At 59.8% G+C, this 22887-nt stretch carries 19 protein-coding genes; 10 read left to right on the top strand and 9 right to left on the bottom strand.

Features of this window, described 5'->3' with window-relative positions; genetic code table 11:
- Positions 1-130: 130 nt before the first annotated feature.
- From IP79_RS04210 to IP79_RS04200, 3 genes are read right to left on the bottom strand one after another with little or no spacing between them, the layout of a single operon-like run.
- Complete coding sequence (locus tag IP79_RS04210) at positions 131-1657, bottom strand: class I adenylate-forming enzyme family protein (protein ID WP_054117945.1); 1527 nt, start codon at positions 1655-1657, stop codon at positions 131-133.
- 28 nt (positions 1658-1685) lie between these two features.
- On the bottom strand, positions 1686-1940 hold the full coding sequence (locus IP79_RS04205; RefSeq protein ID WP_082336994.1) for a hypothetical protein: 255 nt from the start codon (positions 1938-1940) through the stop codon (positions 1686-1688).
- A gap of 35 nt (positions 1941-1975) precedes the next feature.
- Entirely contained in the window at positions 1976-3403 is a 1428-nt protein-coding gene (locus IP79_RS04200; protein WP_054117943.1) for a Mur ligase family protein, read from the bottom strand.
- A 55-nt stretch (positions 3404-3458) separates the two neighbouring features.
- Between IP79_RS04200 and IP79_RS04195 the strand changes: the two genes are divergently transcribed.
- The 5 genes from IP79_RS04195 to IP79_RS04175 all read left to right on the top strand — a co-directional run bounded on the left by IP79_RS04195 (position 3459) and on the right by IP79_RS04175 (position 8429).
- A complete protein-coding gene (locus IP79_RS04195; RefSeq protein WP_054117942.1) occupies positions 3459-4289 on the top strand; it encodes an LD-carboxypeptidase in 831 nt (276 codons plus the stop codon).
- 35 nt (positions 4290-4324) lie between these two features.
- Positions 4325-5263 carry an ACP S-malonyltransferase gene (gene fabD / locus IP79_RS04190; protein WP_054117941.1) on the top strand — a complete coding sequence of 313 codons (939 nt, stop codon included), beginning with the start codon at positions 4325-4327 and terminating at the stop codon, positions 5261-5263.
- Entirely contained in the window at positions 5263-6027 is a 765-nt protein-coding gene (gene fabG, locus IP79_RS04185) for a 3-oxoacyl-[acyl-carrier-protein] reductase (protein WP_054117940.1), read from the top strand. The genes fabD and fabG overlap by 1 nt, the downstream gene beginning before the upstream one ends.
- 163 nt (positions 6028-6190) lie before the next feature.
- Positions 6191-7318 (top strand): DNA polymerase III subunit beta, encoded by a 1128-nt coding sequence (gene dnaN, locus IP79_RS04180; RefSeq protein ID WP_054117939.1) that lies wholly within the window; start codon positions 6191-6193, stop codon positions 7316-7318.
- A 28-nt stretch (positions 7319-7346) separates the two neighbouring features.
- Positions 7347-8429 carry a DUF2855 family protein gene (locus IP79_RS04175; RefSeq protein ID WP_054117938.1) on the top strand — a complete coding sequence of 361 codons (1083 nt, stop codon included), beginning with the start codon at positions 7347-7349 and terminating at the stop codon, positions 8427-8429.
- Positions 8430-8448: 19 nt separating this feature from the next.
- On the opposite strand, the gene IP79_RS04170 is transcribed toward IP79_RS04175, so the two are convergent.
- Positions 8449-10215 carry an N-acyl-D-amino-acid deacylase family protein gene (locus IP79_RS04170; protein ID WP_054117937.1) on the bottom strand — a complete coding sequence of 589 codons (1767 nt, stop codon included), beginning with the start codon at positions 10213-10215 and terminating at the stop codon, positions 8449-8451.
- A gap of 128 nt (positions 10216-10343) precedes the next feature.
- Here IP79_RS04170 and IP79_RS04165 point away from each other — a divergent pair, with 128 nt between their 5' ends.
- A complete protein-coding gene (locus tag IP79_RS04165; RefSeq protein WP_054117936.1) occupies positions 10344-10625 on the top strand; it encodes a DUF427 domain-containing protein in 282 nt (93 codons plus the stop codon).
- Positions 10626-10644: 19 nt separating this feature from the next.
- Here IP79_RS04165 and IP79_RS04160 read toward each other — a convergent pair whose 3' ends face one another.
- The 3 genes from IP79_RS04160 to IP79_RS15635 form a co-directional block, all read right to left on the bottom strand.
- Positions 10645-11505: an alpha/beta fold hydrolase gene (locus tag IP79_RS04160; protein ID WP_233994077.1), complete on the bottom strand. Its 861-nt coding sequence runs from the start codon at positions 11503-11505 to the stop codon at positions 10645-10647.
- Positions 11506-11636: 131 nt separating this feature from the next.
- Entirely contained in the window at positions 11637-13334 is a 1698-nt protein-coding gene (locus IP79_RS04155) for a PHA/PHB synthase family protein (protein WP_054117934.1), read from the bottom strand.
- A gap of 34 nt (positions 13335-13368) precedes the next feature.
- Positions 13369-13647, bottom strand: coding sequence for a hypothetical protein (locus IP79_RS15635; RefSeq protein WP_197273728.1), 279 nt, complete (start codon positions 13645-13647; stop codon positions 13369-13371).
- Between the two features lie 60 nt (positions 13648-13707).
- Between IP79_RS15635 and IP79_RS04150 the strand changes: the two genes are divergently transcribed.
- The 4 genes from IP79_RS04150 to IP79_RS15400 all read left to right on the top strand — a co-directional run bounded on the left by IP79_RS04150 (position 13708) and on the right by IP79_RS15400 (position 21335).
- The gene (locus IP79_RS04150) at positions 13708-16251 is read left to right on the top strand and encodes an EAL domain-containing protein (RefSeq protein WP_197273727.1); all 2544 of its coding nucleotides are present in this window, start codon (positions 13708-13710) and stop codon (positions 16249-16251) included.
- Between the two features lie 203 nt (positions 16252-16454).
- Positions 16455-18584 (top strand): putative bifunctional diguanylate cyclase/phosphodiesterase, encoded by a 2130-nt coding sequence (locus IP79_RS04145; protein ID WP_233994076.1) that lies wholly within the window; start codon positions 16455-16457, stop codon positions 18582-18584.
- A gap of 67 nt (positions 18585-18651) precedes the next feature.
- A complete protein-coding gene (lepA, locus tag IP79_RS04140; protein ID WP_054117931.1) occupies positions 18652-20469 on the top strand; it encodes a translation elongation factor 4 in 1818 nt (605 codons plus the stop codon).
- Positions 20469-21335: a hypothetical protein gene (locus tag IP79_RS15400; protein ID WP_156318065.1), complete on the top strand. Its 867-nt coding sequence runs from the start codon at positions 20469-20471 to the stop codon at positions 21333-21335. The genes lepA and IP79_RS15400 overlap by 1 nt, the downstream gene beginning before the upstream one ends.
- On the opposite strand, the gene IP79_RS15170 is transcribed toward IP79_RS15400, so the two are convergent.
- Together IP79_RS15170 and dcm are read right to left on the bottom strand one after the other, a co-directional pair.
- A complete protein-coding gene (locus IP79_RS15170; RefSeq protein WP_082336990.1) occupies positions 21315-21788 on the bottom strand; it encodes a very short patch repair endonuclease in 474 nt (157 codons plus the stop codon). The genes IP79_RS15400 and IP79_RS15170 overlap by 21 nt on opposite strands.
- On the bottom strand, positions 21781-22887 hold the full coding sequence (gene dcm, locus IP79_RS04130; RefSeq protein WP_054117929.1) for a DNA (cytosine-5-)-methyltransferase: 1107 nt from the start codon (positions 22885-22887) through the stop codon (positions 21781-21783). Before dcm ends, IP79_RS15170 begins: the two co-directional genes overlap by 8 nt.

Below are 22887 nucleotides of genomic sequence, written 5' to 3'. Positions count from 1 at the left end.
ATCCAGCGGGTGACGCGTTGTGCAGCAGGCCATGTCGGCGAGCGGATTTTGTGACCGGAATGGGGTCGTTTGCTGATTGGCATCTTTTATCTTCAATCGCCCCGAAACAGACATCGCCCAATGTTGCGGATCACGCCGTCTGATCGGGTGTGACCGGCCGTTCCGACAATTCCCGCCGCAGCAGCTTCCCGATCGGGTCGCGGGGGAGCTGGTCGACGAACTCGATATAGCGCGGGCGTTTGTATCCGGCGATCTGGCCTTTGAACCGCGCCGTGATTTGCTCGCGGGTCAATTCCATTCCGGGTTTCAGCACCACAAACGCTTTCACTGCCTCGCCCCATTGCCTGTCGGGCACGCCGCAACAGCCTGCGTCGGCGACTTCGGGCATGGCAGCGAAGACCGCGTCAACCTCGGCCGGATAGACATTCTCGCCGCCGGTTTTGATCAGTTCCTTGGCGCGCCCTAACAGGTAGCCGAGCCCGCGCTCGTCCATCGTGCCCAGGTCGCCGGTGCGCAGCCATCCGTGGCCCAGTGCCGCTTCGCTCGCTTCGGGATTGCGCCAATAGCCGAGCATGACCGATGGTCCGCGCAAGGCGAGCTCGCCTTCCTCGCCGGGCGGGAGCCGGTTGCCCTCCGGGTCGAGCACGGTCATCTGCACATGCGGCAGCGTCCACCCGATCGAGCGGGGGTGCTCCAGCATGTCGGCATAGTCGATGAAGGTGGCAAAGCCGCAGATCTCGGTCTGGCCATAGCCGCCGACCACGCGGGCGTCCCAATCGCGCTCGATGAATTCATACATTTGCGGGCGGCCCATGCCTGCACCGCCGGTGTAATTGGTGAGCGGCATCACGCCATTGCGGACCGGTTCCATCGTCTGCCACGGAAAGCAGATCGTCGGGAAGGCGCTGGTGGTGGTGCAGCCTTCGCGGTGAAGCAGATCGAGGATCGCCGCATTATCATCATCGCGCCCCGCAAAGACGCTGGTGCCCCCGCAAGCAAGCATCGCCGCGACCTGCTGCATGCCGACGACGTGAAACATCGGGTTGACCGAAAGCAGGCGCTCGTTGTGCGTAAAGCCGCGATGCTGTGCAAAGCTGATCGCCGAGGTCGCGACCGCGCTGCCCGCTTGCAGGCACCCCTTGGGCTTCCCGGTCGTGCCGCTGGTGTACATCATGTAGAGCGGGCGGTCGGAGGCGAGAGTCGGCTGGGCAAGGGCGGGGCGTCCCGTGTTCGCCCAAGTCTCGAATGCGCCGTGCGGATCGTGGTGTTCGTCCACCTCAACGATTTCGCCCGCCGCCGCCTCTGCCAGCAGGTGGACGAAGCGCGGGTTGGCAAAGGTCATTGCCGGTTCGGCATCGGCGACAATCCACGCGATTTCAGCCGGGGCGAGCCGCCAGTTGAGCAGTACGGCGATGGCTCCGATCCGTGCCGACGCGAGAAGTGTGGTGAGAAACGGTGCGCCATCGGTCAGCAACAAGGCAATACGGTCGCCCGGCGCGATGCCCTTTGCCAGCAGCCAGCGTGACAGGCTGGTAACCCGCGCGTCCAGTTCAGCCCAGCTCAGCCGCTGATCACCGTCAACCGTTGCCAGTCGGTTGGAATAGCGCGCGGCGCAATTGGCCAGCAGCGTATCGAGCGAGAAATCGCGAGGGTGCATGGGGTAGCGCTAGCGCTCCTTATGCTACTCATCCATCCGCGTTTTTGGGAAGCACGCGGCCAAGATCCTCCCCGCAGCGAGTGCAGATGCGGTTGGGCCAGGGGATCACGAAGATGCCGCGGAAAAAGGCGTTCTTGCCGCAGCTTGGACAATTGAAACGTAGCATCGGCACATTGGCGATCAGAAGCAGCAGGATGGCCGCGGCAAAGGCAATGGTAGAATGGCCAACCATGCGGTCTACCGTGACAACAATCAGCACGCCGAGAGCAACGACTCCCAACATCCGCCATGCATGGCGCGCCGCGCGGGCGTATAGGCTCAAGGCAGGCGGGCGAGGATCGATCGGGCGAACTCCGTCAGAGTATCGTCACGTGCGCCCATCACCACGATCCGGTCTCCGGCGCGCGCGATGGCAGTGATCCGCCCTCCGCAATCATCGCGGGCCGGAATATGTTCGGCCTGGCCGCCCGCTTCGGTAATGAGGCGCACGATGCGATCACTCCCCTCGCTGCGGTCAACGGTGCCGCCGTAGTAGACGGGGTCGCTGAAGATCGTGACGTCGTCCGGCCCCAATTCGCGCGCGAATGTTGTGGCCAGTTCAGCGCCCATCTGGCGCAGCGGGCCATACCCGTGGGGCTGGAAGAAAGCGATCACCCGTCCCGGTGTGGCCTTGAGCGTCCGCAATGTTGCGGCGCATTTCTCGGGGTTATGGCCGAAGTCGTCGATCACCGTGATGCCTGCAGGGGATGTGCCGATCACATCGAACCGGCGGGCCAGCCCTTCGAAACTGCGCAGCGCGAAGGCAGCGTGGCCGATTGCGATGCCGCAAGCATTCGCCGCAGCGATCGCCGCGAGCGCATTGGAGAGGTTATGCAGTCCCGGCATCGGCAGGATCAACGGGAAGACCTCTCGTTTGCGATTATCGACCACAGCCGCCCGAATACCGAGCTCGCTTTGGTCGATCGAATCCGGATCAACCGTCAGATCGGCTTTGTCGGACTCGATTGCGAAGGTTACCGGCTTGGCGGCGCGGGCGGCAAGGTAACCAGCTTCCGGGCTATCCAAGTTTATCACCGCGGTGACGGATGCGGCCACATAGTTGCCGAATAAGACACGCAGCTCTTCGATGCTCTTGTGGTCGAGGCTGACATTGAGCAATACGCCGACCGTAGGGCGGTACAGCGAGATCGAGCCGTCGCTTTCGTCCACCTCGCTTACAAACAGGTCGGGCTCGCCGATCCGTGCACTGGCAAAAGGGTTGTCGTGCGAGACGAAGTTCTTCATCACGGCGCCGTTCATCACGGTCGGATCGTGGCCAGCCTCTTTCAATATCCACGCGATCATACCGGTAACGGTGGACTTGCCCGATGTGCCGCCCACCGCGACCGAAAAATCGGCAGCATTGAACAGGGTGGAGAGCAGTTCTGCTCTGCTGAGCCGGGGGCAACCAAGATCGCGGGCGCGGACGACTTCGGGAACGGTATCCTCGATTGCTGCCGAGGCGATCAGCACCTGATCGGGCGAGGTGATGCCGCTGCCGTCCTGAGGGAAAAGTGCAAAGCCGTTGGATTCAAGCCAAGCGAATTTTTCAGGCGTCCTGCCAGCATCGCGGCTGCGATCCGATCCGGCAACGGCATGGCCGGCGCGGTGCGCAATCTGGGCAAGCGGTAACATGCCCGACCCGCCAATGCCGCAAAAGAACAGCGGTCGCCCTTTGAGCGTTCCGACTTTGACCCCGTGATCCATGTCTCCACGGTTATTGACTTGCGCCAAGACTGACAAGCGCCATAGGCTGGATCGTATGACGAATATCGCGATCTGTGCACCGGCCACACCGATTACCCGCGAACAGCAGTCTGCGCTCGCAGCTCTGGTGGCGGAAGAATATCCAACGCACCGTGTGACCTTCCACGATCAGTGCTTCGAAAGGCAGGGCCATTTTGCAGGAGATGATCTGCGCCGGCTGACCGCGCTGCTCGAATGCGCGAACGACCCGGCTTTCGATGTCGTGTGGTTTGCCAAGGGCGGATACGGCTCGAACCGCATTGCCGAGGCGGCGGTGGCGCAGATGAACGCGGCGGCGCGCACGAAGACCTATGTCGGCTTTTCCGATTGCGGCTATCTGCTGGCTGCCCTTTACCGTGCAAGCATCGGGCAGAGCGTTCATGGTTCGATGCCGGTCAGCGCCCGTTCCGAGGGCGGACGCGAGGCGATCAGGCGCGTTCTGAACTGGCTTGGCGGGGACACAAGCGGGGTCGAGCCCAGCCTTGATGGCAGTACACCTGCGGCGGCTTTCAATCTCATTACATTGGCGATGCTGGCAGGCACTCCGCTGATGCCCGATCTGACCGGACATGTCGTGATGGTCGAAGAAGTTTCCGAACATCTTTATGCGATCGACCGGATGTTCTTTCACCTCGCCGGAACATTGCCGCGCCTTGCCGGACTGAGGCTGGGCGCGATCACCGATGTGCCGGAAAACTACGTCGAATTCGGCCAGAGCGAGGAAGAAATCGCCCGTTACTGGTGCGACCGCGCCGGCATTCCCTATCTGGGCCGTGCGCTGATCGGGCATAATTCTGCCAACAGGGTTGTGCCCTTCGGCCTTGCCAGCCCGCCCGCGCAGACGTAACGGCGCGCCCCAAAAAGCCATAAAGAGGTCGGATCATGCGCGCATTTCTTTTCCCGGGGCAGGGCAGCCAGAAGATCGGTATGGGAGCGGAACTGGCAGCCGCCAGCGCGGCGGCGCGCGAGGTCTTCGGCGAGGTTGATGAAGCCTTGAGGCAAAACCTTACAGCGCTGATGCGCGAAGGGCCGGATGACCGGTTGACGCTCACCGAAAACGCGCAGCCGGCGATTATGGCCAATGCCATCGCCACATTGCGCGTGCTGGAGCAGGATTTCGGTGTCAAGATCTCCGAGAAGGCTGACTGCGTGGCGGGCCATTCGCTTGGCGAATATACGGCGCTGGCGGCAATCGGCGCCTTCGGGCTTGCTGATACTGCACGCTTGTTGAAGTTGCGCGGTTGGTCGATGCAGGCCGCCGTGCCGGTGGGCGAGGGGACGATGGCGGTGCTGTTGGGGGCGGACATTTCTCAGGCTACCGCGCTGGCCGAAGCAGCTGCGCAGGGAGAGGTTTGCGAAGTCGCCAATGACAACGACCCCTCGCAGGTCGTCATTTCCGGTCACACCGCTGCGATCGAGCGCGCCGTGGCTCTGGTCAAGGAACACGGGATCAAGCGCGGCATGATCCTCAATGTCTCGGCCCCGTTCCACTCCTCGCTGATGGCCCCCGCAGCCGAGCGCATGGCCCACGCCCTTGCTGCAACACCGCCGAAGGCCTTCACCTTGCCGCTTTACGCTAATGTCACCGCTGCCGCCGTAACCGATCCCGACGAGGAACGTGCTTTGCTGGTCGAACAGGTGACAGGCCGGGTACGCTGGCGCGAAACCATCCTTGCCATGCGCAGCCATGGGGTCGAAAGCTTCGTCGAACTGGGCGGCAAGGTGCTCGGCCCGATGGTTGGCCGGATCGACAAGGATGCGCAGGTCAGAAGCCTGATCACAATGGCTGACCTTGAAGCTTTTGCGAAGGAGATCGCGTGATGTTTTCACTCAAGGGCATGAACGCGCTGGTAACCGGCGCATCGGGCGGCATAGGGTCGAGTATCGCACATGCGCTCGCTAGTCAGGGTGCGCGGTTGGCCTTGTCAGGCTCGAATGCAGCAAAGCTGCGCGCTTTTCGCGACGAGCTGAACGAAGCCTATCCCCATCACGACCATGATGGCCATGTCGAGATTACCTGCGATCTGGGCAATACCACGCAAGTCGAGGAACTGATCCCGGCGATGCTCGACACGCTCGGTACGATGGATATCCTCGTCAACAACGCCGGCATTACCCGCGATAATCTGGGTATGCGGATGAAAGACGATGAATGGGATCAGGTGATCCGCATCAACCTTGAAGCATCGTTCCGCCTGATGCGGGCTGCTGCCAAGCCGATGATGAAAGCGCGGTTCGGGCGGATCATCAACATTACCAGCGTGGTTGGGGCCACCGGCAATCCCGGCCAGATGAACTACTGCGCCGCCAAAGCGGGCCTTACCGGCATGACAAAGGCTTTCGCGCAGGAAGTCGCCAGCCGCGGGATCACCGCAAATTGCGTTGCCCCGGGTTTCATCCGCACCGCGATGACTTCCGCGCTCGATGAAAAGCAGCAGGCCGCCATCAACGGGCGTATCCCGCTGGGCAGAATGGGCGAGGGCGCGGAAATCGGAGCTGCGGTTGCCTTTCTCGCCAGTCGGGAGGCGGCCTATGTCACAGGCGAAACGCTGCACGTAAACGGCGGAATGGCGATGCTGGGCTAACCGACGGAGGCTTTTTGCGACCCCTTATCCCCAGCGCAGTCGCGCCTCGCAAAGCCGCCCGCTTGCCCGTATTGACAGCCACGCTAAGGTTTCGGCGACTTTCCGGTATTTGAGGGCGATTCCATTGCCCCGATGCCACACAATGGAACGATAGGGACACGCCATGAAGGCCATGATCGAACGCGCTACGCTGCTGCGGTGCCTCTCCCACGTGCAATCGGTTGTCGAGCGCCGCAACACTATCCCTATCCTGTCAAATGTCCTGATCGATGCGAGCGATGGCGGCAGTGTGCGGGTCATGGCGACCGATCTCGATCTGCAAGTCATTGAAACCATGTCTGCGGCCTCGGTTGATCAGCCCGGCGCGATTACCGTATCGGCGCATTTGCTGTTCGATATTGCGCGCAAACTGCCGGAAGGCAGCCAAGTCAGCCTGACCACGAACGATAATCGCCTGGAAGTGAAGGCGGGGCGTTCGAACTTCAAACTGCCGACTTTGCCGCGGGACGATTTCCCCGTGATCGTGGAAGGCGATTTGCCGACCAGTTTCGAATTGCCTGCACGGCTCCTCGCCGAACTTATCGACCGCACCCGCTTCGCGATTTCGACCGAGGAAACGCGTTACTATCTCAACGGGATTTTCCTGCACGTCACCGATGAGGACGAGCCGCTGCTGAAGGCCGCAGCCACTGATGGCCACCGCCTCGCCCGCTTCACCTTGGCGCGTCCCGAAGGTGCAGCCGGGATGCCCGATGTCATCGTTCCGCGCAAAGCCGTGGGCGAACTGCGCAAGCTGCTTGATGAGGCGCTCGACAGCAATGTTCTGATCGATCTGTCGGCCAGCAAGATCCGCTTCACGATGGGCGGCGAAGGCGGTGTGGTGCTGACCAGCAAGCTGATCGACGGCACATTCCCGGATTATAGCCGCGTGATCCCTACCGCCAATGACAAGCTGCTGAAGGTCGATCCCAAGCTGTTCTATTCCGGCGTTGACCGCGTGGCGACCATCGCCACCGAAAAGACCCGTGCGGTGAAGATCGGGCTTGATCATGACCGCGTGACACTTTCAGTCACATCGCCCGATAACGGTACTGCGGCCGAAGAGCTGGCCGCCGAATACCGGGCCGAGGGGCTGGAGATCGGCTTCAACGCCAACTATCTCAAGGACATACTCGGCCAGATCGATTCCGATACGGTTGAACTGCATCTGGCAGACGCCGGTGCACCGACTTTGATCCGGCAAAGCGAAGACAGCCCGGCACTGTATGTGCTGATGCCGATGCGGGTGTAATCTCCGCTTTCCACATAAGGAACCGGCCATGAATGCTACGCAGGTCCATGTCCGCAAGGGCACACTCACCGATGCGACGGTCGCACAAGTTCCGCTTGGCAACTTGGCTGATGGCTCGGCGCGGCTTGCGGTCGAGAGCTTTTCGGTGACTGCCAACAACATCACCTACGCCGTGGTGGGTGACGGGTTCAAATATTGGGATTTCTTTCCCGCACCAGAAGGCTTCGGCATTGTGCCGATGTGGGGCCACGCCCGTGTGATCGAGAGTCGCCACACCGATTTTGCCATGGGCGAGCGGGTTTACGGCTATCTGCCGATGGCGAGCCATCTCGATGTGCGACCCGGTAAGGTCAGCCCCGGTGGGTTCATCGACACCACCGATTATCGCCAGCCGATGAGCCCGGTCTATAACAGTTACACGCGCCTCGCGGCCGACCCTGAGCATGATGCCGGACACGAAGCCGAGCGCATGATCTTCGGCCCGCTATTCCGCACCGGGTTTCTGATCGAATACTTCCTGCGCGAGCAGGACTGGTTCGGCGCGGAGCAATTGGTCGTGACCAGCGCTTCATCCAAGACCGCGATGGGCCTTGCCAGCGTCGCGCGGCAGCATTCTCCGGGCATCCGGCGGATTGGCCTGACGTCGAGGGGCAATGTCGCCTTTGTCACAGCGAGCGGGCTGTATGACGATGTCATGGCCTATGATGATCTGGGGCGCTTGCCCGTCGTGCGCAGTGTCAGCGTTGACTTCGCCGGCAATGCCGATCTGCTGGGGCAGGTGCACCGCCATTTCGACGCCGCTCTGGCGCACTCGGCGCTGGTGGGCGTGACCCATATCGAAGCCCGTTCGACCTTTGGCGGTGGCGATGCCATGCCGGGGCCAAAGCCTGCCTTGTTCTTCGCGCCCGATCACGCCGTCGCCTTCTTCAAGGCGCACGGGGCGGAGGAGGGCGGCAAGCTGGCCGCCGAAGCGTGGCGCGAATTTCTCGCGGCTGCTGATGGCACGATCGCAATCGAACGCCACTCAGGCCTTGATGCCGCGCGCGCTGTTTTCCTCGAAATGCTTTCCGGCAAGGTCGACCCGGCCAAAGGGATCGTGATCGAACCTTAGGCCGGATCGCCGCAGCGGATCATTCCGCCGCTTCGGCCAACTCGGCGCGCTGCGGGCCGCGGATCAACCCGCCGGGGGCCTCTCCTGTCCACACTCCATCGCGAAAGGTCACCGCGCCGCTCTTGATGGTGCAGACATAACCATCTGCCTTTTGCAGCAGCCGCTTGCCGCCAGCAGGCAGATCAAACGCCAGCCACGGCTTGCCGAGCTTCAACCGGTCCATGTCGATCACATTCAGATCCGCGAGATAGCCCGGGGCGATCACCCCGCGATCCTCCAGCCCGTAAAGCATCGCCGTGTCGCGGCACTGACGTTTGATTGCCTGCTCCAGCGTGATCCTTGCCCCGCGTTTGCGGCTCTTCACCCAGTGTTCGAGCATGAAGGTGGGCGAGGCTGCATCGCAGATCGTCCCGCAATGCGCGCCGCCATCCGACAGCGAGTTCACGGTGTCATCGGCATGCTGGAGCGGGTGGAGGAAATCGAGATTGCCATCTGCATAGTTCAGAATCGGGAGATAAATGAAACCCTTGCCATCATCACGGCAAAGCAGGTCATAGGCATATTCCTGCGGATCAACCCCGGCGGTGCGGGCGCGGGCGTTGACGCTGGCATCCTGCCCGGGCTCGTAATCGAAATCCGGGTCCATTTCGAACTGCAGTGCCCAGCCTTGCGAGATGACCATTACCACGCCGAGGATATCCTGCGGGGCGGCGCTGTAATCATTGGGTTCGGCGAGCAGTTTCGCCTTGAAGCCCGCATCAAGCAACTTGGCCCGCTGCTGCTCCCACGGCAAATCCTTGATGGCTTGCCAGCTGGGGCGGAAGGCAAATGGGTTCACCGTGCCCTGCCACGCCATGATGATGCCGTTGCCGCGCAACGCGATCTGGGCGACAATGTTGGCGCCATTATCGTTTTCGGCCCGCATGAGAGCGATCTGTTCGTCGAGCGGGGTTTCCTTGGCGATTGATTGCAGCGCCGCAAAGGTAACGGGGATTTTGGCCTCGCGGCTCAGTTTCCCCATCCATTCAAACTCGTTCCAGTCGCGCTTGAGGTCGCTCGCCATTTCGAACACGGCATGGCCGCCTGCCGCCGTGGCGCGGCCCATGGCTTTGCCGATGGCGATCAGTTCTTCTGCCGTAGCCGTGGTGCCAGGGACGAGCTCTCCATCCACGGATTTGTGCAGCACCGTGCGCGATGTCGAAAAGCCCAGAGCGCCAGCGCGCACGCCTTCCTCGACGATGGCGGACATGGCGGCGATATCTTCATCGGTTGGCACCGCACCGGGCTGTTCACGATCACCCAAAACATAGGCGCGCACGGCGCCGTGGGGAACATGTGTGCCGATATCGACTGTACGGGGGAGTTTTTCCAACGCGTCGAGATATTGGGGGAAGGTCTCCCAATCCCATGTCATCCCTTCGGCCAATGCGGTGCCGGGAATATCTTCGACCCCTTCCATCAGGCTGATCAGCCATTCGTGACGGTCGGGCTTGGCAGGGGCGAAGCCGACACCGCAATTGCCCATCACCACGGTTGTGACCCCGTGCCAGCTTGATGGCGCCATTTCCTGATCCCACGTGGCCTGCCCGTCATAATGGGTGTGGATATCGACAAAGCCGGGGGCGACGATCTTGCCGCTGGCATCGATTTCCTCAGGCGCACTGCCTTCGATCCGGCCTACCGCGACGATCAACCCGTCCTTGATCGCCACATCGCCGACATAGCTTGCCGCGCCGGTGCCATCGACGATTGTCCCGCCCCGGATGATCAGGTCATATTGCGCCATACTGCCTCTCCCTTTTTCCCGCAGGATGTCGCAAATACCGGCTGCCTACAAGAGGTGGCTACACTCACGTTCCTCGCCGCCGCACAGAAATGGCCTTAGAAGGAGCGGCGAACCGAGGAGAATCAACAATGATCAAGGCAACATGGAACGGCGCTGTCATCGCCGAGAGCGACGACACCGTAGTGGTCGAAGGCAATCACTACTTCCCGCGCGCTTCGGTCAATGCCGATGTGCTGTGCGACAGTAAAACCACCACCGTCTGCTCGTGGAAGGGCACCGCGCATTATCACAGCATCATCGTGGACGGCGCGACCAACACCGATGCCGCGTGGTATTATCCCGAACCCAAGTCGGCCGCTGCCGAGATCAAGGACCGCATCGCTTTCTGGCGCGGGGTAGTGGTGGGCTGATGCCTTGCGGCGGCGAGCCTTATGCCGCCGCGCGCTTGGCTTCCTTGGCCGTATCCGGTGCATCCAGAAACTCACGGATCGCAGCCACGCTTTCATCCGCGTGGGTCAACAGGAACAGGTGTCCGCCGCCCGCAAAGGTTTGGAGCCGCGCATTGGGGATCATCGCCTTCAGGATCTTGCCGTTGATGACGGGAACGATCTGGTCGTCCTCGCCCATCATGATCAGCGTCTCCTTCTTCATGAAGGGCAGGGCAGGCAGACTGGTCCAGCCCATCATGCACATCAGCTGATACATGTAACCGCGCGGCGAAGGGGGTTTCAACCGGCCGATATGGCTGTCTTTCTGATGCTTGGCCCCGTCCTTGTCGACGCCGCCGTAGAGCGTTGCGAAATGTTCGTTCATGAATTCGGGGTCGATATAGCGGCGCGGATCGGCCATCTTGGTGAAGGCGGCGGGATTACCCGGCACCATCAACATGCCCGCCGTAGTGGCGATCAGGGTCAGCCGACGGGTGCGTTTGGGGTGCTGCAAGGCGAAGTGCTGTGCCATGGCGCCGCCCCATGAAACGCCCATGACATCCACTTCATCAAGGCCATATTTGTCGAGCAATTGTGCCGCTGTCCAGCTCATGGTGAAGGGGTTGTAAGGCATCAACGGATCGGGTGATTCGCCCGTGCCCGGCATGTCGAACATGATGAAGCCGCGTTCGGGCATTGATGCCGCCAGCGGGGCAACCGCTTCGATATTCGCGCCGATGCCGTTGAAGAACAGAACGGGCAGGTGATCGGATGGCATATCGAGCCGCCAGGCAGCAGTCCGTAGCGTCCGTCCGCCTACTTGTTCCATGGTGACGACTGCGCCGTCCATTGCATTGGCCACAAAAACCCGTCCTTTCTGTGCGCCTTTCGCGGCGCGGGTTGGGCGCGCACGTCGATCCCTAAACGCGCGCGCCCACAAACTTTTAACGCGTCATCGCGGCCCCCCAGCCACGCTTACGCTGCACCGCAATATCAGACTTCCTCTGCCACGTAGAGTCCCGGTGCAGGGTCTGTCGGTTGATAGGTATCATTGCCGAGCTCGGCCGGAGCGGCTTTCTTCTTGCCTGAGCGCGCTTGCACCCACTCCATCCATAGCGGCCACCAGCTGCCTTTCACCTCTTCGGTGCCCTGCAACCATTCGTCGGCGGTGGCGGGGAGTTTGCCCTTCTTCGCCTGCACGAAATACTTGGCCTTGGGGTTGGTGGGCGGGTTGAGGATCGCCTGCATGTGGCCCGATTGGCTGAGCACGTAGGTCACATCCTTCGACCCGAACAGCTGGGTCGAACGGTAGGTCGCCTTCCACGGGGTGATGTGATCGGTCACCCCGCCAAGGATGAACAGATCGGATGTGACCTTCGAAAGATCGATCTTGTGATCGACCATCTCGACCTCACCCTGCTTGGTGAAGGCAAGGGTTTCGTAGACTGTCAGGAAATCGCCCATCAGGCTGGCCGAAAGGTTGGTGGCATCGGCATTCCAGAACAACACGTCAAAGGCGGGCGGATCGGCGCCGAGCAGGTAGTTGTTGATGACATAGTTCCAGATCAGGTCGTTTGGCCGCAGCCACGCAAAACCGCGCGCCAGATCATCGGCCTTGATTACGCCTGCTTTGCTCGCCCGCTGGCGGGCTAGCTTCATGCCGTTTTCGCTAACGAGAGATCCGGCTTCGATATCGGTTGCCATCGGATGCAGCACGCAAACCATCAGTGTCAGCGTGCCAAGCAGGCTGGACTTGTCGGCAGCAAGCTTGCTCGCCAGCATCGCGGCTGTCTGTCCGCCTGAACATCCTGCGGAAACGTTGACCTTCTTCGCGCCGGTAATGGCGGCCACCGCCTCCATCGCTTCACGGCAAGAATTGACGTAATCGGCCATGCCCCAGCGGCCCTGTTCCTTGGTCGGATTGCGCCAGGATATCACGAACGTCTGGATGCCGTTGTCGACCTGCCATTTCACGACCGATTTATCGGGGCTGAGGTCATTGATATACATCTTGTTGATCTGCGGCGGGATGGTGAGCTGGGGAATTTCATACACTTCGTCCGTCGTCGGGGCGTAGTGGATCAACTCCATCATCTCGGTGCGCAGCACCACCGATCCTTTTGAGGTGGCGACATTCTTGCCCAGTTCAAACGGACGTTTGTCGACCTGGCTGACCATACCCTTGTTGTGGACGAGATCATTATAGGCGTTCTGCAGGCCCTTGATCAGGCTGAGCCCGCCGGAATCGATCACGCGCTTCTGCGCGGTCGGGTTGCCGATCAGGCTGTTGGTGGGGGCCAGACCATCGAGAATGATATTGGCGATGAAGTTGGCGCGATTGCGCTCCAGTTCGTCAAGCTCCAGCTCTTCCAGCCAGCCGCGCATGCCCTTCTGCACTGCGAGGTAATATTGCGCGCCGGCACGGAAAAACGGGTTGTATTGCCACGCCGGGTCCATGAACCGCTTGTCCTTGGGATCAGGCGCAAGTTCGCTTTTGCCGGTGAGAATTTTAACCATATCCTGCGCCATCGCGGTGGAATGCCGGATCAGGCGGGAGGGGTCCGAAGCGGTTTCGCGCAGCAGCAGAGCGACGGCGCTGACGAAATCCTCGCGCGCTACGCCGATCAATGGCCCCAGTGCGTTGGTAGACTGAGCTGCTTCGTTTTCCAGCTTCACTTCGCTGCGTGCCATGGAATCCCCTTTATTTTCGGCGCTTTATGCCGGATCAATTTATCTCCGGTACCGCCTGTCTGATGAGAATGCAGCGAGCCAGCCCAAGTTGCAAGCGTTCGGGCCTTTCATCGCGGCCAAGCATCAACTGGAATCGGCGCGTTTTGCCGGTCGGAGTTAACACTTTTCTCAGCGGTTCCGCGTCATGGGCGTTAGCATGTCCGGTGAACCCGCCAGAAAATTTGAGACGGCGCATCCGCAATCGCTCGGCGCACAGCACGAGTTGCGCGCTATTGATGCAGGAGCTTTGCCGGATGTCGATGTGCGCGGCCAAACCGAGCGCCGGCGGTCTGTGCGCAATCGCCCGGAGGGAATTGCCGGACTAAAGCAATCCGTGGAAGAGCCAGGCAACGAGCAAAGCTACTTCCTTCCGCGGCATTCGGGCAAAATGGCCGTGTGTCTGCTTGGCGCTTACGCGCTTGCAGCGGGGGTGACCCAGAGCCTGCCGTCCGTCACCACTGCGATCGCCGCAATCTTGTCGGTAATACTTTTCGCCTGCGGCTCTCTGTTTGCCAGGGCCGAACGTACGGCTGATACCTCGGGATGGCTGCGCTTGCTGATGGTGCTCATCGCAATCGTAGTGCCGATGGCATGTGCCGGTTATGCTATGGCTCATTGGGTGAGCGAAGGCCTGCCCTGGCAGTGGGCAATTGCGACGCTGGTGTGCTTCAACGCCGCTGCGGCAGCGCTTTTCGAAGTTCGCATCATCTCATTGTTCTGCGCCAAGATTGCCAGTTGGGGCGGGTTTGCACTGCTCATGCCGAGCACCCTTACGGTTGCAGCCTTGTCGGGTGCGGCGATCACTTTGGCATTGATTGCGCGGCTTGAATGGAGGGCGGCAGAGCGCCGCCGTTTTGCCCGCGAAGCCCGCGAGCGTGTTGCGGCGCGCGCTGAAGACATCCTTCGCAGTTTCGAGGAGACCGGACAGGGTTGGTTCTGGGAGACCGACCGGCGCGGACTGATCACTTACATCTCGCCGAAGGCGGCATTGGCGTTGGGCAAAACGATCGAGGATGTCTGCGGCAATCCACTCAGCGGAATCGTCGATCCCAATGCTGAGTCTGCAGAAGCCGAACGAACACTTGCCTTCCACCATTCCGCACGTTCAGCTTTTCATGATGTCGAGGTGCTCGCAGCCACCGAAGGAGATGAACGGTGGTGGGCGCTGACTGGCCGCCCCGTTTATGACGGCTTCAAGAACTTCTGCGGCTTTCGTGGGCACGGAATCGATCTTACCGAAAAGCGCCGCAGCGAACAGCAAGTTTCGCGCCTTGCGCATTACGATTCGCTCACCGGTCTCGCCAATCGCGTGCAGATGGGACAGGCGCTCGAACAAATCCTCGCTGCTCCCAGCGGGCGCGAGCGCGCATGCGCTGTGCTGATGCTTGATCTCGACCGGTTCAAGAATGTCAACGATACGCTTGGCCATCCGGCAGGGGATGCGCTGCTCAAGCAAGTGGCGCAGCGGCTTGAGCGCGCGATCGATGGGGCAGGGCGCTGCGGCCGCTTGGGTGGGGATGAATTTCAGGTGCTCGTGCCGGGCCATCAGGACCGCGCCGCGCTGGGGCACCTGGCCCGTGAAATCATCGTTTCGCTATCACAGCCCTATTCGATCGAGGGCCAAAGCGTGATTATCGGCGCGTCAGTCGGGATTGCCCTCGCGCCAGAACATGGCAGCACGAGCGATGAGCTTATCCGCAACGTAGACCTTGCGCTTTATGCCGCAAAGGATGCCGGGCGAGGGGTGTTCCGCTTTTACGCGGAAGACCTCCACGCGGCCGCCGAAGAACGCGCCGAGCTGGAACAGGATCTGCGTGAAGCCATCGCAAAAGGCGAATTGCAGCTTTATTATCAGCCGGTTGTCTTTGCCGCGACAGAAAAGATTGTCGGCTTCGAGGCGTTGATGCGTTGGGAGCATCCCAAGCGCGGATGGCTGAGCCCTGCGAAGTTTGTGCCGATTGCCGAGGATGCGGGCCTGATCGACAGAATGGGGCAGTGGGCGCTTCGCACAGCCTGCGCCGATCTGGCGACCTGGCCTGCATCAATCCGTTGTGCGGTAAACGTTTCGGCGCTGCAATTCGCAAATCCCGAATTGCCCAACATCGTCGCCAATGCATTGGTCCATAGCGGTGTAGCGCCGTCGCGGCTTGAACTGGAAATCACCGAGAGCGTATTTCTTAACGACAATGCCGGCACAGATGCGATGTTCAAGGCGCTGAAGCGTGTCGGGGTGCGCCTGGCGCTGGATGATTTCGGCACCGGCTATTCATCGCTCGGCTATCTCAAGAAAGCGCCGTTCGACAAGATCAAGATCGACCGCAGCTTTGTGCAAGGCGCGACCGAAACAGGCAGCCGCAACGGCGCCATCATTGCTTCGATCACCAGCCTTGCTGAAGCATTGCACATGGATACCACTGCTGAAGGTGTGGAAACACTCGACGAACTGGAACTGGTGCGTCTGCTGGGATGCAGCCATGTTCAAGGTCATGTCTATTTCAAACCGATGAGTGCAGCAGACGCCACCACACTGGTAGCTGGCAATCTTGTCGCCCAGGCAGATGGCCCGCAATCTGCTCGCGCACCCCGCCAGAACCTGCTGCGCCGCGTAATGGTGGTCCATAATGGCGACCGCATCAACGCAACCTTGCGCAACATCTCCGAAAGCGGGGCGATGATCGAGGGTTTGTGGAACATGCCTCCCGGCAGCCCCGTTCGGATCGAATTCGATGCCGACCGGTCCGTTACTGCGCAGGTGCGTTGGTCACGCGAGAATCGCGTCGGTCTGGAGTTTTACGCCCCGCTCAAACGCCGGGCTGATGGCGCTTATGGCGTTCTCAAAGGCGATTTTCTTCCGGGATCAGTATGGCAAGGCTGGTGAGGCGACCGCTCGGGCACGGCCAATCGGCTGATTTCAACGATCGTTGCCTCTCGCCTTTAGGACAAAAATAACCATCGGGCTTTACCTCTGGTCCACACAGGTGCGTTGCCAAGCAGGGCAACAGTACCAGAGGAAATCTGGAGGTTCTGACCGAGATGTCCCTCAAGGGTCTCTTGTCATCACGTGGCAGCGCAGCATCGCGAATGCAGAGCAGATCACCTGCTTCGGCACTCTCCGATGGCGAGCGGTTGGCGATGCTCGACGAACTCGAAGAATCGGGACTGGGCTGGTTTTGGGCGAGTGACGACTGCGGCAATCTCACTTACCTGTCGGGTGCAATTGCCTCTCGACTTGATATTCCTCTCAGCGAGTTGCTGGGCCACCCTCTGACTGCGATCTTTACCGCTGCTGACCGTGATGGTCGGGGCAAATCGTTGCCTTTGATGCTTGGCGCGCACAAACCATTTGCCGGACTGTCAGTGCGTGCTGCGCGGAACCCTGATGGTGTCGTACTACGGCTTGCCGGACAACCAGCGTTCTCCACTAACGGCCGCTTTACCGGTTTTCGTGGCACTGGCGCAGATATCACCGATGAATACCGCCGCGAGGAGGAAACCGAGCGGCTGGCACGTTTTGATTCGCTTACCGGGCTCAGCAACCGTCATCGTATGGCGCATCAGCTTGATTCGATGCTCACCGCTTTCAAGGCTGCTCGGCGCAATTGTGCGGTGATGATGCTGGACCTCGATCGGTTCAAACACGTCAACGATACATTGGGTCATGCTGCGGGTGACGAGTTGCTCAAGCAGGTTGCTGCACGGCTGAACCGGGCGCTTGATCGCGATTGCGAGATCGGTCGTCTTGGCGGCGATGAGTTTCAAGTTGTATTACCCGACATCGATGATCGCGGTGTTCTTGGCGAATTGGCGATGAAAATCGTCACCATGCTGAGGCAGCCCTACAGCCTTGAAGAAGGACGATGCGTCATCGGTGCATCGGTCGGGATCGCGATTGCGCCGCATGATGGCGTGACCCGCGAGGAAATCGTGCGCTCTGCCGACCTTGCACTTTACGCCGCCAAGAATGGTGGCCGCGGACAATATCGCTTCTTTTCGGGCGAGCTCGAAAACGAGACGATATTCCGTCGGCGGCTTGAACAGGATCTGGGCGCTGCTCTGCGCGAGGAACAGCTGTTCTTGCGGTTTGAACCTATTGTCGACGCAGCCTCTCAATCAGTCTGCGCGCTGGAAGCCCACGTTTGTTGGCATCATCCGGATCGCGGGATCATTGATGAGGAAGAGTTTGCCAAGATAGTCGAAGGATCGGCCATGAGCGTCGATGTCGGACGATGGGCGATCGCCGAAGCTTGCCGGCGCGCTGCCGAATGGCCCGATAGCGTGCGCGTGGCGGCCAACGTCCCGGTGGCGCTTTTCCTCACCGATGATTTCGCGGAGCTTGTTGAACGGTCAGTCGATGGTGCAGGCCTTGCGCCAGGACGACTTGAACTCGAAATTAGCGAAGCGGTTTTCTTTGGTGACACAAACCTGGTCGATCGCACGCTTGCATCGCTGTTCAAGTTCGGCGTCCGGCTCACTCTCGATGAGTTTGGCAGCGGCTACTCCTCGCTTGCCTATTTGCGCCGTGCACCGTTTGACGCAATCAAGATTGATGAAAAGTTGATCGCGGAAGCAGAGCGGCATGATAGCCGCGAAATGGGTCTGTTACGGGCAATTGTTGCCTTGGCTGGCGCACTGCAGATGGACACTATCGCCAATGGCCTGGAAAGCGCTTCGCTGCTGACGGCTCTCACCGAATGCGGAGTGCGCTATCTTGAGGGGCCGATCTTTAGCGAGCCTGTCGACCATCACACCATTGCCAAGGAAATGGCGGGTGGCACTTGGAAGATCGAACCGGGCTGCGACCGCACCCGCCGCGCCCGTCGCCGCACCGTGTTCCGCAAGATACAGGTGATCCATGATGACTATGCCTACGAGGTAACGATGCGGAACCTGTCACGCACGGGCGCTCTGATCGAGGGGTTGGCGGAGGTGCCCAAGGGCACGCAGTTCGTGGTCGACCTTGGGGGCGGGCAGCTCGCGGTGGCGACAGTGATCCGGTCGAATGGCGATGTGCAGGGTCTCGAATTCGAACAATCGCTTATCGAGGACGGGTCCGGCGGCCTATGCACCCGTAACCGGGTGTCACCCTATGCGCTGGCAGCAGCTGGCACCCCTGTCGCGCCACTCGCTCCAGGCAGCTTCCACGGCATTGATCAAGGCGGGACAGTGCCCAAGTTCGGCTATACGGCGCACGCGCGTTCTGATGCGGGGTGATTTGGCCGGGAGTGTTGCGTTTTTCTCGAATGACTTTGCCGTGGTGCAACGCTAAGTCGCTGCCATAATGACTGACCTTTCCAAAATCCGCAATTTTAGCATCATCGCCCATATTGACCATGGCAAGTCCACGCTGGCGGATCGGCTGATCCAGTTCACCGGGGGCCTCACCGCGCGCGAGATGTCCGAGCAAGTCCTTGATAACATGGACATCGAGAAAGAGCGCGGCATCACCATCAAGGCGCAGACCGTGCGCCTCAACTACACCGCCAAGGATGGCGAGACCTATCAGCTCAACCTGATGGACACCCCCGGCCATGTCGACTTCGCCTACGAAGTCAGCCGCAGCCTCGCCGCCTGCGAAGGCGCGCTGCTGGTGGTCGACGCCGCGCAGGGGGTCGAGGCGCAGACCCTCGCCAATGTCTACCAGTCGATCGAGCACGACCACGAAATCGTCCCCGTCATCAACAAGATCGATCTCCCCGCGGCCGAACCCGAAAAGGTGCGCAAGGAGATCGAGGACATCATCGGGATCGACGCGTCCGACGCCGTCCTCTCCTCCGCCAAATCGGGCATCGGGATCGAGGAAGTGCTCGAAGCGGTCGTCACCCGCATCCCGCCGCCCAAGGGCAAGATCGACGCGCCGCTGACCGCCAGCCTCGTGGATTCGTGGTACGATCCCTACCTCGGCGTCGTCATCCTCGTGCGCGTGATCGACGGCAAGCTGACCAAAGGCCTCAACATCCGCTTCATGCAGGGCGGAACCCAGCACCTTGTCGACCGCGTCGGCTGCTTCACCCCCAAGCGCACCGACTTGCAGGAGCTTGGCCCCGGCGAAATCGGCTTCATCACCGCGCAGATCAAGGAGGTCGAACAGGCCCGCGTCGGTGACACCATTACCACGGTCAAAAACGGTTCCGACACACCGCTGCCCGGCTACAAGGAAGTGCAGCCGGTGGTGTTCTGCGGGCTGTTCCCGGTGGACGCCGCGGATTTCGAGAAGCTGCGCGAGAGCATCGCCAAACTGCGGCTCAACGATGCCAGCTTCAGCTTCGAAATGGAAAGCTCCGCCGCGCTGGGATTCGGCTTCCGCTGCGGGTTCCTTGGCCTGCTGCACCTTGAAATCATTCAGGAACGCCTGACCCGCGAGTACGACCTCGACCTCATCACCACCGCGCCATCGGTGGTCTATCGCATCCACCTTGGTCACACCAAGAACGAGGACGCCAAGACCATCGACATTCACAACCCCGCCGACTGGCCGGATGTGAACCGCATCGATGTGATCGAGGAACCGTGGATCAAGGCGGTGATCTACACGCCCGACGAATATCTCGGCCCGATCCTGAAACTGTGTCAGGACCGCCGCGGCATCCAGACCGAACTGACATATGTCGGCGGCCGTGCGCAGGTGACCTATGAATTGCCGCTCAACGAAGTGGTGTTCGATTTCTACGACCGGCTGAAGTCGATCAGCCGCGGCTATGCCAGCTTCGATTACGAACAGATCGGCACGCGCGAGGGCGACCTTGTGAAGATGAACATCCTCGTCAATGCCGAGCCGGTCGACGCGCTAAGCCTGATCGTCCACCGCCACGTGGCGGAAGAACGCGGACGCGGCATGTGCGAGCGCCTGAAAGACCTGATCCCGCGCCACCTGTTCAAGATCCCGATCCAGGCCGCGATCGGCGGCAAGGTGATCGCCCGCGAAACCATCGCCGCCATGCGCAAGGACGTGACCGCCAAGTGTTACGGCGGCGACATCTCGCGCAAGAAGAAGCTGCTGGACAAGCAGAAGAAGGGGAAGGCGCGCATGCGGGAGTATGGGAATGTCTCGATCCCTCAGGAGGCCTTCATTGCGGCCTTGAGGATGGGGGAGGAGTGATGATTGGCACCGCAACTTTTGATGCTGGACTGCGATCAGTTTTCGAAGCGGATCGAGGCGCTTACTCACTTGTGACAGCTACAGAAGCCGGAGACGGCCAGGTTACGGTTTCCAGTGACGAAAAAGAGCTTGTTGTGAACTTTTTCGGTGAGGCCGAATTAAAAAAATATCAGGGGAACGACAGCGTAATTGAAGCTGCTGGCTTAGATGCTCGCCGAGAATTTCGCCTCTGGCCGAAAGGTGAGGTTGTCAGGCCAAAGTTAAAATTTCCGAAGCCTGGCAATAGCGAGTTGCGTCTATATTTCAACGACGATGAATTCAAGGTTCGTGCGGGTCAATACTGGGGAGTTTTCGAAAGGGCGGGCGAGATATGGATATTTAAATCACCCAAGCCTTTTGTTGATTCAATCAAAAATGGAGAGTTTTCACCGACAGGACGCGGTCAAGCTCTTGAAGATGAAAGCGATGATTATCAGGCGGTTGTGAATTCCACACTTCCGTCACAATCTGAATACGTGACAAAGGCTTGGGATCGTAATCCAAAGGTCGCTGCAGACGCACTAAGGGAAGCCAGCTACAAGTGCGAACTCTATCCGCAGTTGCCTACCTTTCTATCAAGAACCACTGGAAAGCCGTTTGCTGAGGCTCACCATATCATACCCATGAAGCTACAGGCCAATTTCGGCGTGTCGCTCGATATCAAGGAGAATATCTGCTCCTTGTCACCGTTCGCGCACAGGAAGCTTCACCTTGCGGGCTTCGATGAGATCGCAAACGATGTTTTGACGCTGATCGAAAAGCGGCCCGGCTTGCTGGAGTATGCAGGGACTTCTGCCGATGAGGTCTTAGGTTTTTACCGAGTCTAGTCCGCGGATCGATATAATGGGGCCGAGGTCCTGATTGATCGAGTCTGAGAGCAGATTAGCGAGCGTCTCGGGTTCAAGTCGTTGTCGGCCCTTGATTGCACATTCCCAAACTTCGACGATCCGCCAGCCTAGCGATGAAAGTTTTAATCTCACCAAGTCGTCACGTTCTTCATTTGCTCTTATTTTCTTGGTCCAAAATTCTGTTCTGCTTTTTGGCGGCCGGAAGAGCGGGCAATTCGCGTGCCCGTGCCAGAAACAACCGTGAACCAAAACCACGGTTCTCCACTTCGGCAGAACAATGTCAGGCTTTCCTGGCAAGTCTTTACAGTGCAGCCGGAAGCGGTAGCCGAGGCTGTGCAGCAATCGTCTGACCACGAGTTCCGGCTTTGTATCCTTGGCGCGAATGCCCGCCATCATCTCGGAGCGTTTGCGTGTATTAACAATATCAGCCAACGGCAGCCTTCTTGATCATGGCTTCCAATTCGTCCGAGTATGCCATCATGGATCGCGCAATCGAACGAATGACGGGAACCGAAACCGAATTGCCGAACTGCCTATAAAGCTGCGTGTCGGAGCAGGCGCTAAGATCGAACCACTCGGGAAAGCCTTGGATCCGTGCACATTCGCGAGGTGTGAGCCTTCTAGGATTTAGCCCGATGTGCGACTGGTCGATTAGAATCTCGCGACCGTCTTTGTAGTATCGCGATGTGATCGTGTTGCAGTAGCCATCATCACTGCCAAAAACCTTGTGCCCGAACCCGTTGCCTTTGGCTTCATGTCTTGCCATTCGCCGGATCAGACCTTCCCATAGGCGGTCGGAAATAGTGTAGCGCGCAAGATTGTTCGAACCTTCCGGTTCCAGCGCTTCCCCCAACCGCGTGGAACGCTCGATCCCTTCCAGATTTTTGAAGACTTCTGCCGGGTCGGCGTCGCCGTAGTAGTCACGATTGAAGCCTACAATGTAAACCCGTTCGCGCCGTTGGGGAACGCCAAAGCTCGTGGCGGAAAGAACCCGCCATTCAACGGCGTAGTTCAGTTTCTTTGAAAGCGATTTTCTTGCGTCGAGCGACATCGGCACGTCATCAGGAATTGGCGGACAGTTTCCATTCAGGATCGAGAGGATCGTCTGAAGTGTCCTGCCTTTATCGTGTCCGCGAAGCTGCTTCACGTTTTCGAGCAGAAACATTCTCGGCCGCCATTCTGCGAGAATCCGCTGGATCTCGAAGAACATTGTGCCCCGCGTATCGAAAAAGCCGCGTTTAAGACCTGCATTCGAAAACGCCTGACACGGGAAGCCGCCGAGCAGTAAATCGTGCTCGCCGATATCCTTAGCCGAGATTTGGGTTATGTCCCCGGAAGGCTTGTGCCCGAAATTCAGATCGTAGGTTTTCTTGGCAAATTCGTCCCATTCGGAAGAGAACACGCATTCTCCGCCAAGTTCATCGAACGGTATTCTCATCCCTCCGATACCGGCAAAAAGATCGATAAACCGAAAGCTTGGCGGGCTAACCGGCTCCGGTCGTTTTATCGAGAGCGCATCTTTCAGATTCAT

The organism is Porphyrobacter sp. AAP60, assembly GCF_001296025.1.
Lineage (GTDB): Bacteria > Pseudomonadota > Alphaproteobacteria > Sphingomonadales > Sphingomonadaceae > Erythrobacter.
Note: the sequence above shows the minus strand (reverse complement) of the source record. Positions and strands in the feature narration are given on the sequence as shown.